We start from the raw sequence: 12,417 nt of genomic DNA on the forward strand, positions 1-12,417 counted from the left end.
TCTTATAAATGGCGCTAATCCATTACTCGGTGTATAACTAATTTAATACACTGAGTTTTTGGGCTCTAATATGCAGCTATTAATGTTAAAGCGATTAAGCCAATGGGTTAAAATTGGCCTGGTACTGAGCATACTATTTCAAGTGAATTCACTCTGGGCGGCCCCAAACCTGGATCTCAGTGTCCAGGACGCAGACGGGCGCAGCTATGCCCTATCTCAATTCTCCGGAGAGTTGATTTATATCGACTTTTGGGCATCTTGGTGTGGCCCATGTCGAAAGTCATTCCCCTGGATGAATGAGATGCATCATAAGTATGCTGAGCAGGGGCTTAAGATCATTGCCATCAACTTAGACAATGACATATCACTCGCCCGTCAGTTTCTCGGGCAGATTTCTGCAGACTTCACTATCGCCTATGATCCCAAGACTCAGGTGGCAGAACAATTCGATATCTTGGGGATGCCGAGCAGCTACCTATTCAATCGACAAGGGCAATTAGTCGCTACACACGTGGGTTTCTATGGGGAGCATAAGGCGGACTATGAAGCCGAGATTTTACACTACCTTAAACAAGCAAAGCCGGAACAGAGCACAGACCAGCAGTGAATAGCATGACCATGCGCGGGAGAGTCGATCAAATTAGAGGCGAGAGATGATGATATTCGAAGCTGAACTGAGTAGAAGCCTGGCAATCTTGGTATGTTTATCTTTGACGGCCTGTGCGGGTTTAGGCGTCGAGCCTTGGCAGCGGGATCAGTTTGCCCGGGATGACATGGCGCTGGACAGTGAAAAACTGGATCTGACCTTGGACGATCATATTTATTTCAGTAAAGAGGGCACCAGTGGTGGCCGAGCGCTCGCTGGGGGCGGTTGTGGCTGCAACTGAATCGGTCAATGAGTTAAAATCATCCACTGGAACTGGGCCAAAAATCGGTACAAGTCTCTGTGCTAGTGCCCCTTCGATTGCCGAGGCGTTGTCGATTGCCAGCATAGCGCTGCTGAGCATGACGAGCTCGGTGGCCCTTGCCGCTCAAAGAGACTCAGTAGATGATGATCCCATCGGCAGAGACACTCGAGTCGCCGCTGCCATCACTCCCCATGAAGCCGTCACCTTAGATACAGATGAGACAGAACCAGCTGAAATAGACGCCGCCTTACTCTATTATCTTGAGCAGGACAGGGTGACGGTAGCCGAGGGGATCTTCAATCTTAAGCTAGCCGTGGGCGATAAGCGGGTTTACGAAGGCAAGTTGGTGCTAGATACCTTGACTGGCTCCTCGGCCAATGGCGCCGTGCCCCAAGATGAACGCCAGACTTTTACCCGTCCGTCAGGTAATGGCGAATACAATATCGACTCGGGTAATACTCCGTTAGATGACACCTTCAAAGACACTCGAATACAACTCAGTGGCAACTGGGCCGAGATATGGTCACCTGACTGGAGCAGTAATCATGGGCTGTATCTGTCGAGAGAATATGACTACACCTCCATGGGCATTAATGCGGCATTGGAACGTACGTTTAACAAGAATAACACTCAGCTGTCGTTAGGGATGGCCTATTACTATGATCTGGTCGATCCTGTGGGAGGACGGCCTGTGGCATTGAGCAAGATGGTGTTTAGGGATGATTTTGACTCCCAAGCCGAATTCAGAACAGAATTTGATAAGACCCGCCAGATAGCGAGTACCGATAAACAGACTGTGGATCTCAGCGTCGGTTTAACCCAGATCATCAATCGATATATGTTGGTACAAGTCAGCTATAACCTGTCTTCTTTGCAAGGATATATGACAGATCCCTACAAGGTGCTCAGTCTGCTTGATGTGTCGGGAACCAGTGAGGCATATCTTTATGAGAGTCGACCCCATGAGCGTATCAAGCAGAGCTTTTATCTGTTCAGTAAACATGCATTATCCACCGGGGTGACAGATCTGGCCTATCGTTTTAGCCATGATGACTGGGGCGTGTCCTCACATACCTTCGAGACTCGTTATAGGTACAATTTCAGCGCAACTTTTTTTGGCCAGCTGCACCTGAGGTTTTATAGACAAGAAGCGGCCAGATTTTATCGGGCTTTCTTAAATTCAGGTGAGGGACTCCCTGAGTTTGCATCGGCAGATTATCGTATCGGTAATATGAATACCTATACCTTTGGCATAAAAATGGGTCATAGTTTAGTTGACGGCACTCAGGCCAGCTACCGCCTCGAGTATTATCAACAAGATCCCTATTCTAATGGAGAACAAGCCACTGGCCAGCTGGCTCACCATGAGTTATATCCAAGTATTAAGGCGATCATTTTTCAGCTGGGATTGTCATTTTAATGGTCGCTATGCCGCGGCATGGCAATAGCAATGTCAGTCATTGTTATGATCTGGTCACTCCTGTGATGGTGAGTACTGATGAGTGACGAGACCCCCCGTCAAGAGGGAAACTGTCCATGAGCGAAGACCTGTCATTGGCTGCCACTTCCTGGGGGCATCTGGCGAGTTTTAATGCCATGGCCAGTCGCTGTGAGGTGCTTATACGCACAGTCGATAAGGCCCAGGCCTTTGCCATGGCCTATCAGGTTTTGCACGAAACACGGCGCATAGAGCAAAAGTACAGCCGCTTCAATACTCGCAGCTTGCTTAGCAGGCTCAATGCTAATGCTGGCGACTGGCAGAATATCGACGTAGAAACCTCGGCGCTCTTGGTGTTTTCTAAGCAGTGCTTCGACTTAAGTGATGGCATGTTCGATATCACGGCGGGACCCATCTTGAAGCTCTGGAACTTTGGCCCAGATGCAAATGTGCCTAGTTCAGCATCTATCGAGAGGGCACTCAAATATGTCGGCTTTGACCAGCTAAGCATAGAGGCGTCGCGGCTTTATCTTCCTCGAGGCATGAGCCTGGATTTGGGCGGTATCGCCAAGGAGTATGCCTGTGACAGGGCGGCAAGCCTGTTGATGCTTGATTATCCACACGTACCCGCCTTAGTGAATCTAGGCGGTGATATAGCCTGCGCTTCGATCGTCGATAAGCCCTGGCAGGTGGGAATAGAAGATCCCAGCGCATTGAACCATGCCCGTCAGACAATCAGCTTAACGTGTGGCGGGCTGGCTACTAGCGGTCACACTCGGCGTTATCTACTCGATGAAGGCAAGCGATATGGGCACATACTGAACCCTAACACAGGTTATCCGCTGGAACGGGCCCCTCTGTCTGTGACCGTTATGGCCGCCAATTGTTTAGTGGCAGGCATGTTATCCACCATAGCCATGTTACAAGGCGCCAATGCCCAGACTTTTATGGCCTCTCAGAATGTCGATTTTCATATCTGCAACTAGCATATCTGCTGACTACTTGTAATATCATAATGTATTTGTTAGATTAATTGAGACATAATATGTCTTATTGCCTAGTGCTATCTAATCCATGACGGTGATGAGACTTAATGATAATAGTGATAATGAGGGAGCAAGGAATGCCAGAAAAAATATTTCTCAACGTGATAGCGGGATCCGTGATTGTGTTTAAATGGCTAGCCATAGTGCTGGCCCCCACCTTGGCGCTGGGAATTGTGGGCCTGATCATCTGTGATATTCGTGAGCAGATGGATCTGAATCTTATCTATATCTTGATGGGCTTAGGTGCGGTGTCAGGCGTTATCTTGGCGGAAAATATCAGACGGAAATATGGCTTAATCGAGTTTGATGGCAAGCTTATCGGTCACCCGGATATCGACGGTCATAATGTATTAGCAAGCAAATCGACACACTCATAGATGCCGAGACTGTTTGAGCTGACAGGCCCCAAATAAGGCTATGAGGCAAACCTTAAGTTTGTCACTCTGTTTCTGCCGCCATTCTTGGCCCGGTACAGCGCTTTATCTGCGGCCTTGAATACATCATAGTTGCTATTTTACTTGTTAGCTTATTGAGATAGGGCAAGCATTGATTCGAGTTCTTGCCCTTAAACAAGATAATTAACCCCTCGCCACCGTATCTGAATACCGAAGCATTCCCTCCGGTTTGCCGCAGTATTTGCGACACTAGCCTCAAGATTTCATCTCTACATAGTGCAAATGAAAATAATGGCATTCATGTGTGCCTAAGCTGTCCCTCGATGACGGATCTTTTTTTAATAGTGCATGTGTTACTCATGAACAGGACTGATTATTATTTTTTATATTCGAGTTTGTTTGTGCCCAGTATAGTTGTCAGTCCGATTGGTCGTATGAAAAATGATTATTTTATTCGCAAGCTCAAACGCAGCAGCTGAGTTGAATTGCAATACATACTCCCAGAGCTCCCCGTACCACAGTGCAGCTGATGTTTAAAGCAAAGGGCAAAGCCCTTTATGCTACGTTGAATGTTCTCGATATATGACTGCATGGTCAATCTTGTTCCATACAAAATAAGACATTCCCTCCTTCGACATCAGATACTTACTCGGAATGGTATAAAAAGATTCGGTACACTATATTTGGTGTTTTTATTGCCTAATTTAAGTTGCATAGACTATAAATTCATGATGAACATTGGTTTATAGGACGCTAGATGGATAAAATATGCTTAGCTTTGCATCGATTTAGAGCAGATAAGAACGAGGCCATCAGTAAGAATTTTGTCAATCTGGTAGAAGGCCTCTCCCGGAAAGGAGAGAGGCTGGTGACCTATACTCCGACGGATTTTATAACCTCGCAGAACATTGAAAAAGTCTTCTATCGGCCCATCAGTCGTTATTCATCTTTAGCCGAGTCGGTCATTAATTTGTGGTTAATATGCAGAGATATCAATCGAAGTCATGTCGATTATAAGGTCATTAACTTTCATATAGCGACGCCGATAGAATCATTTCTATTAAGCTTGTTTCTGTGTCAATCGGCGTCAGAGAAAACCCTTGTCTCCATTTGGCAGTCCTACCTTACACTCGGTGAACTTAAACAAAATTTTAAATATTTTCTGATAAACTCGATGAAATACTTACATATTTTCATTGGAAATTCTTTTTTCAGTTCCTTCCTGTATACCCTGTCTCTTAAGCGGTTTAAAAAAATCATAGTGCATAGTGAATATCAGCGTAAGCAGCTGATAGTTCATGGCGTTAATGACATTATTTTGATTAGAAACGGAGTGTTTTCCCTTGAGGAGTTGCCCCTGGTTGTTTTACCGCCATCGAGAGTGCAAAGCGATGATTTTGTACTATTATATCTAGGTCATGCCAAAGAATCTAAAGGAGTGGATTCCCTGATCGAGTTAGCGAAATACCTGGAGGCTAGCCAAGCGTTAGAGTTTACACTGATATTGGCCTTAAGCGGCTTTGGCGATAATAAGCCGCTTTATCGATTAGTAAAACAGTCAAATCTGGAGCATAGGGTACACTTTAAAGATGAGGTGAACGTGTTAGAAGAAATGTCCCATGCCGATTTGTTGTTATTGCCGCTGCGTACTTGTGTGGGAACCAGTTTGATGCCCAATGTTATTATAGAAGCCATGTCGTTAGGCTTACCGGTAGCGGTTCCTGACTATCCTGAGTTAGCGGAACTCGTTAACTTAGGGGAAAATGCCTTCGAACTGGATCTCTTTGATTTATCGTCCACCAGCAGGATGATTTTGACCTTAGCCAGCAACAGAAGCTTACTTGAAAAGGTCTCACACTCACAGAAAGTGCGGATCAGAGATGGCATGACATTAGACAGTTTTGTGGAAGGTTACTTTAATTCTTTAACTTAGGCCAATACGATGCGGATAATCAGCCTTATAGCGCCTTGTTACAACGAAGACTCAGTGATAGAGCAATATTATTTGCGGATATGTTCGGTCGCAGACCGGCATAAAGAGTATGAGTTTGAGTTTATCGTTGTCGACGATGCCAGTGTCGATCAGAGCCTGGCCATATTAGACCGGCTAGCTCAGAAGGATCCACGTTTGAAGGTGATTCATCTGGCCGCGAATGTCGGCCATCAAACGGCCCTGTTTGCTGGCATAGAAAATGCCACTGGGGATATCAATGTGACCTTAGATATCGATCTTCAGGACCCTCCGGAACTGTTATCTGAATTTTTGGCTAAGATTGATCTAGGCTTTGATGTTGTTCATGCCCAACGTAAATCCAGGAGTGGTGAGAGTCCCTTTAAACTTATTTCGGCCAAACTGTTTTATCAGGTCATCAAACACACATCAAGAGTGAAGATAATCAAAGATTGTGGTGATTTCAGGGCATTTACTAAGCCAGTGAGACAAACAATCATCAGGTTCAGAGAGAAGCATAAGTTTTTACGTGGATTGTTCGTCTTGGTTGGGTTTAAACAGACCATCATTCAGTATGAACGTTGTGCACGTTACGGGGGGGAAACTAAATATACCTTGATAAAAATGACCAATCTGGCGGTCGATGCCATGCTCAATTTTTCTCAGTTTCCCATAAGGTTGATGTTTATCGTGTCGAGTTTAATGTGGTCTCTTGGCTTTATTTATCTGGTGAAGGCGATGTTTAGTCGTTTTGTTTTCGGCACTGCGATAGAAGGTTGGACGTCGATCATCTTCTTCCAGGTGTTATTCACCGGCGTGTTGCTGTTTTTTATCGCCTTGCTCGGTGCCTATATAGGTCGTATCTACGAACAGGGCCAATCAAGACCTCTGTATTGGATCAGGTATACCAAAAATATAGATCAAGATCATGATGGCTAAGTTTGCTTTGGTAGGGGTGGTGAACAGCTTAATCAGCTATGTTTTTTTCTCTGTGTTGATCTATGCGGGCTGCCATTACCTCTTAGCCTCTGTGATGGCATATGTTCTTGGAGCCTCTGTTAGCTATAGGCTGAATGCGGCCTATACATTTGCGGTGATGACGACCAGGTGGAGTTACTTCCGCTTTATCTTGCTCAGTGCGGTTGCGATCTTGTTTGGCATGACCTTGCTCTATGTCTTGATTGAGTTTGTGTTCCTGAGTGCCTATCTGGCGCAGATTTGTGTGGTGCTTGTACGGTTTCCTCTGGTCTATATCTTGTCTCTCACTCTGGTTTTTAATCTTAGGATACAGGGAAAAAAAACAGACTAGACCAGTTTTTTGATGCGATTACTGTGAAACATTCGGCCTAATCTATTCGGGCAGGTTCTGCAACAAGAGGGGATGGCAAAATTAAAACGATAAAAGAGCAAAAACAAACGTTTTATAGCGATGAAGAGACCGTTCAGGGATATGATGACTTAAGGTTTAATAAGCTGGGTGGTCAGTACGTACATCTGAGTGAATCTCTAGCCATCACTGACTTTCTTGAACGCGTTAATAATAGACATTCGCTATTAGATATCCCTACGGGTACGGGAAGAATGTTGGTGCATCTTCTCGGATTTAAATTTGATCGTCTGTCTGCTGCAGATTTTTCGGATGCCATGTTATCACTGTGTCAGACGAAATATCGAGATGAAAATATTCATTTCACGAAACAAGATATTTACCATACCTCCTTCGATGACAAGGCTTTTTCGTGCCTGTTATCCAGTCGTTTTTTATTCCATAGCGACGAACAAAATCGAGTGTTTAAAGAGTACTCAAGGATCATTTCTCCTGGAGGATTTCTTATTGCCGACACTCTCAGCTGGTCGCCGAGAACCTGGACTCGCGTGTTTTCAACTAGGTTGGGAGGCCAACTCTATACCAATAGTGAGCAAAGTGTAGTGCAACTCGCTCGCAACCATGATTTTTCTATCTTGGGTGTCAAGAGTCTGCTGATTTTACCCAGTTTTTTTTATAATTTCATGCCGCAACCTATGCTAAATTTCTTCATCTGGTTGGAACATTATTGGCCGGATCGATGGATGACGAAGCGGATGTGGTTATTTCAGAAAAATAATTGAATAACACAGGATTATTATTTGATCGAGCATATACGCTGTGAGCACCTTTAGAAAAATGAATAAGACTGGATTGACACAGGGTCTAGAGCTGAGTGCGCTTGGCGTGATCATCATTCTCTATCTGAGTATTTTGTTTAATTCAGCCATGGTGAACGATGATTATATGGCGCTATACACCATCTGGCGCATGAGCATTGGCCATGTCGCTGGAATCGATTTTAATGTCGATAGTTATACCTTGTTGTTTGATCTCTTGGCCCCCATTGCCAGTTTGATCGGACCCAGATTCGAATTGATATTCCTGTTCAGGGCGATCATCTTACTGATGCTATCACTCATAAGTTGGCAGCTTTTTTACCTTTTGCAGATTATTGTCAGCAAGAATATCTCTCTCCTTGCCGTGGTCTTCTTGTTGATCTGTACGCCTATGTATCTTAGGGGGTTAGATCTGAGGCCCGATCTCTTTATTCTGGCTCTCTGGCTGCAAATTATTATTATCTTCAACACTAAAGACGCCATCTTGTCACCGACTAAAATTTTATGTGTTGGTGCACTCATAGGCATAGGTTTTCTATTCAAATTTAAGTCCATTATTATCGTCTTGCCTCTGGCCTTGTTCTTTATGCAAGCGATGATTATCGAACGCAGGGCGTTAACCCTTGTCATGGCGGCATTAGCCTATCTTTTTCTGGGGATGGCTCTGGTGTTTATCCCTTATGCCTGGATGTTAGGTTTTGACTCTGTGTTACTAGGGTATGTTGCGGTTACCGCTAAACTGATGGCCAGCTCAATGGATGGCGAGATATCTGTAGCGGGCCTCAAGTTTGCTGTTTTTAAGCAAGCATTTAACCAAGATGCCCTTTTTTGGATCTTTGCCTTAACCGGAGCCGGGTTGTTTTTGGTGAGAACAAGTAAACTCAGCATGAAAAAGAGGTTCAGCGTATATTATTTATTGATACTGGGCTTGGCTTCTGTGCTATTTAATCCTCATTACTATGCCTATAACCTGACCAGCTTGTACCCCTTGGTCTTAGTCTTGGTCGCATTGACTCTACAAGAACTGTTTGAGATTTCACCTCATGCAACTAGGTCATTTGTTGTCCTGTCTATCGTTTTTTCGGCCGTGTTTTTATCTGCTACCTTAGGTAAATTTTATGGCTATGCTGTATCCGAACGCCTCAGTCACCAGGCAGCTCTCAATGAGTTTATTATGGAAAACACAGAAGCGGAACAGGCTGTTTTTGCCTATGAAGGCATAGGCCTGTTCAGGCCTTCTACCTTTCATTGGCGTACCTCTAAGATAAAGTTAGCTCAGTATCTTCAAGGAGATTATGACCTCTGGCAAGAAATAAAAGACGTTAAACCTGTACTGATTATTGTTAATTATAGATTGCCACATTGGTTACTTGCCCGAGATAAACAAGCATTGTTCGACCATTATCTTGCTATTTCGCCTCAAGTGATGGCTCCGGGAGTTTCTACTCTGCATAAGCGGGGCACACACTTGATCTTGAGTGGTGTTTACCGGATCAGTAATACCTGGGGTAAACCTTGTAAGCTTGATGGTCTCTGGATAGAAGACGGCACAATGTTAACCCAGCAGGCGGGAAAGGTTAAATTAGAGGCCACAGAAGGGGGAGTATGTACCCTTTCATGGGCTTTTTCTAAGCGCAGTGTACACAGATTAACCATGAGTAATCCAAGTGAATATCCTTATTTGTTGAAGCCTTCCCTGAGTGTCGACTAGGTATCGTAATTCCATTAAACGACAAGTAATCCAAGTGAATATTTTTGTTTGTTGAAGCCTTCCCTGAGTGTCGACTAGGTATCGTAATTCCATTAGGTATACTAATTCCATTAAATATCAGGCGATTAATTTTTTATTCCCCGATACGAACAAACTGCTCAGTTCGCTTTAATCTGTGTTAGCGGCCAATCGTTTGCTACTCAGTTGTGCTTGTTGGCATTTGCTGTTGGGATCGAATCCCTTATCATCACGGTAATGGGTACATAAGTCGCTTAACATTTTCCGCCAGGGAGCATCGCCCTGATATTTTTCCAGACTGTACCATCTGTTTTGGTGAGTATCGACCAAGATGAGGTCTTCATAGTCAGGTAACATGGCTAACTGCCAGTGCTGAAAATATACTGAACGCTGCTTCTTAGCAATCATCTCCTTATAGGTGGAGGGAACCAATACCGCCCGTCCATTTTCTCTGATCTCATATTTAGATAGGGATTCGGACAGTACCTTTGCCTCATCAATAAAACTGGCATTGATCGATTTTATCGGGATTGAAGATTCGACAAACACGCTTTTCGACACCTCCTGGCTCAAAGTTTTGGGTAAGACATGGCCATCGAATGCTTTATCCGTAGGCGCTAGTGACAAGCCCAGCTCCTTGAACAAGCTAGGGGTGATATCGGTTAAAGAGTATATTCCCTGAATATGTTTGGCTGTTTCTACCTGTGGATTAAAACGACGATAGGCCATCAAGACATTGGCTTGTTCCTGACTCAGTACATTGGTGCCATGGCCCCAGGCATTGACATTGAGTTTTGCTTCATCCTCTGGTTGGTTTCCCTGCAAGGTGTCTTTCTCGAGCATGAAACCTTCACCGTGATCAGAGATCAGGTATATCAGGGCGTTATCCAAGAAGCCCCGGTCTTGCAATGTATCCATAAATTGTTGAAATTGACTGTCGACTTGAGACAGCATGGTTTGATACATAAAATGATTATAGTTTCCCTTCCAGGTAGCAGTGTTCACATCGATAAAGTTTTTAGAGGTGAAGGGCCAGTGTAATAGACAAAAGTGAACGGCTAAAAAATTAGGTCGGCTGGTGGAGAGGGCATCAGTGAGCTTACGGTTAAATAGCGTGGGGTCATAGGCTTTCCCATAGGCGCGGTTCATATATAGGTAGGGAAACAATGATTCGGAAACAGCCAGTTTGAGTAGTATGTTAATCAAAGGAATGTCACCAACACTGGTTATGATAGCATCGGCGGCGCCGATTTTAGGGCCTATAACCTGTTCGAATCCATATTCAGTGTCTATTTGGTTGAATCGTCTTTCGTCTATCCCATAGGTGGTTTGATAGCCTCTGGCTTTAAGCTCTCTTATCAAGGGCAGTGGCTTATCGATCAGCTCTGGCGGGGTAAGATTAAACCTTGCGCCATGAGTAACTGGGTACTGGCCAGTCAGTATGCTCATCCAGGCAACATAGGTTCTTCCCAGAGGGGTATAGGTCTTATCATAGAGGAGAGACTGTTGGATAAATTGGTTTATACTTGGGGTGAAATTGTTGTCGGGATCTCGAAAACTAAGATGATCCGGTCGCAGGGCATCTATGCCGATAATGAATACATTGGGGCTAGTATTGTCTGTGGGCGCATAATGCTCGCTGCTGCTCCTAGTAGATATGCTAGCCATGATTAAGCATATAGCGAGAAGAGAGAACGTCAGGCGATTTCCTACTAGGGTGACGAGTCCCCATAGGAATAAACAGCACAGGGCTGTTAACAACAGAGTCAAAACCCATGGCATTGTTAAGGGGGTATCTCTTAAAAAACCCAGCAGTGATGTGGGATACCAATAAGCATTGGCACCTAATACTAAGGTGATATGGCTCAACATGATGACTAACCATATCTGGGTCCTGATCCCTGCATTTCTAAATATCATGAACCAAGGTTTACATGAAAGGGTAATAATAAAAGCCCAGAGCACATGTAAGACAATGACCAGGAAAACAAATTTCAATAAGTCCAAAGTAAGCCATAAACTGAATAGATTGTCGTTACCAAGATGGGTCATGGCTTGTGCTATAGAGATTGATGAGTAGTATTGCAGTAGCTGTTTAAAATTAAATAGGGCAACTAAAGACAACAACATCATGGCGTTGGTGCGCCAAAATGTTCTCATCATAGATAGATTATTGGTCATCTGCTCGAGCTTTTTAGCCATATGTTTCCCTATCAATTTGCACTAAATCCTTAAACAGATACAAGATTATGGGGTATCTAAGGTCTCATCTTCCTTCATTGGTGACACTTGTGTTCGTTTTGACTGAGTGACGGTATATTTATCATTGTCTTCGATGACACTGCTTAAATCTGTAGCGGCTGGCCAGTCTCCTAGTATCAGATAACGCTCAGCAAGACTCGAGCCAGAAGGGCTATCTGTTTTTATCGACATTCTGGATTGATAGACCTGCCAGGCTGGCACAACATTGACGGCCAGCAACAGGGTAATGATGCCAGTAAGGATTATGTTAATTGTCACCGTTGAGAAATTATTCACCGCTTTAATTATCCCTTGTTCGCGTTCATCTTGGCCCTAGTCAGAATAACGAATGCATCTTGTTTAAGAGTATAGTTGCCTTTTTTCTTGCGAGCCTATTTTTACTAGCCTGCTAGGGTGGTGAGTTGACCGGATAATGAACCCGTATAATTTGTTTATGCCTGGGTTTTGTACTAAAAGTTAAGCTAGCGAGCCTAAGAGTTGTCATGATGGTCCATTGGCTGGGTGGGTTTGTGTCTGGTGCGCGTTTGGCTACATCATTGTCCT

12 protein-coding genes are annotated in these 12,417 nt (G+C 44.3%); 10 read left to right on the top strand and 2 right to left on the bottom strand.

What is annotated here, in order from left to right:
- Window positions 1-82: 82 nt before the first annotated feature.
- The 10 genes from HRU42_RS07115 to HRU42_RS07160 all read left to right on the top strand — a co-directional run bounded on the left by HRU42_RS07115 (window position 83) and on the right by HRU42_RS07160 (window position 9,594).
- A complete protein-coding gene (locus HRU42_RS07115) occupies window positions 83-607 on the top strand; it encodes a TlpA disulfide reductase family protein (protein WP_295029833.1) in 525 nt (174 codons plus the stop codon).
- A 46-nt stretch (window positions 608-653) separates the two neighbouring features.
- Window positions 654-887 (top strand): DUF4266 domain-containing protein, encoded by a 234-nt coding sequence (locus HRU42_RS07120; RefSeq protein WP_295029834.1) that lies wholly within the window; start codon window positions 654-656, stop codon window positions 885-887.
- Window positions 874-2,328: a DUF3570 domain-containing protein gene (locus HRU42_RS07125; protein ID WP_295029836.1), complete on the top strand. Its 1,455-nt coding sequence runs from the start codon at window positions 874-876 to the stop codon at window positions 2,326-2,328. The genes HRU42_RS07120 and HRU42_RS07125 overlap by 14 nt, the downstream gene beginning before the upstream one ends.
- Before the next feature lie 116 nt (window positions 2,329-2,444).
- The gene (locus tag HRU42_RS07130) at window positions 2,445-3,332 is read left to right on the top strand and encodes an FAD:protein FMN transferase (RefSeq protein ID WP_295029838.1); all 888 of its coding nucleotides are present in this window, start codon (window positions 2,445-2,447) and stop codon (window positions 3,330-3,332) included.
- Between the two features lie 137 nt (window positions 3,333-3,469).
- A complete protein-coding gene (locus HRU42_RS07135; RefSeq protein WP_295029841.1) occupies window positions 3,470-3,769 on the top strand; it encodes a hypothetical protein in 300 nt (99 codons plus the stop codon).
- Window positions 3,770-4,544: 775 nt separating this feature from the next.
- The gene (locus HRU42_RS07140) at window positions 4,545-5,720 is read left to right on the top strand and encodes a glycosyltransferase family 4 protein (RefSeq protein WP_295029843.1); all 1,176 of its coding nucleotides are present in this window, start codon (window positions 4,545-4,547) and stop codon (window positions 5,718-5,720) included.
- Window positions 5,721-5,729: 9 nt separating this feature from the next.
- Window positions 5,730-6,677, top strand: coding sequence for a glycosyltransferase family 2 protein (locus HRU42_RS07145; protein WP_295029844.1), 948 nt, complete (start codon window positions 5,730-5,732; stop codon window positions 6,675-6,677).
- Window positions 6,670-7,047, top strand: coding sequence for a GtrA family protein (locus tag HRU42_RS07150; RefSeq protein WP_295029845.1), 378 nt, complete (start codon window positions 6,670-6,672; stop codon window positions 7,045-7,047). Before HRU42_RS07145 ends, HRU42_RS07150 begins: the two co-directional genes overlap by 8 nt.
- 203 nt (window positions 7,048-7,250) lie before the next feature.
- Entirely contained in the window at window positions 7,251-7,847 is a 597-nt protein-coding gene (locus HRU42_RS07155) for a class I SAM-dependent methyltransferase (protein WP_295029941.1), read from the top strand.
- A gap of 55 nt (window positions 7,848-7,902) precedes the next feature.
- On the top strand, window positions 7,903-9,594 hold the full coding sequence (locus tag HRU42_RS07160) for a glycosyltransferase family 39 protein (protein ID WP_295029847.1): 1,692 nt from the start codon (window positions 7,903-7,905) through the stop codon (window positions 9,592-9,594).
- A 168-nt stretch (window positions 9,595-9,762) separates the two neighbouring features.
- Here HRU42_RS07160 and HRU42_RS07165 read toward each other — a convergent pair whose 3' ends face one another.
- Both HRU42_RS07165 and HRU42_RS07170 read right to left on the bottom strand, forming a co-directional pair.
- A complete protein-coding gene (locus tag HRU42_RS07165) occupies window positions 9,763-11,814 on the bottom strand; it encodes a sulfatase-like hydrolase/transferase (RefSeq protein ID WP_295029848.1) in 2,052 nt (683 codons plus the stop codon).
- Window positions 11,815-11,859: 45 nt separating this feature from the next.
- Window positions 11,860-12,150: a hypothetical protein gene (locus tag HRU42_RS07170; RefSeq protein ID WP_295029849.1), complete on the bottom strand. Its 291-nt coding sequence runs from the start codon at window positions 12,148-12,150 to the stop codon at window positions 11,860-11,862.
- Window positions 12,151-12,417 lie beyond the last annotated feature (267 nt).

Origin of the sequence: Shewanella sp., from assembly GCF_013214165.1 — a bacterium.
GTDB lineage: Bacteria > Pseudomonadota > Gammaproteobacteria > Enterobacterales > Shewanellaceae > Shewanella.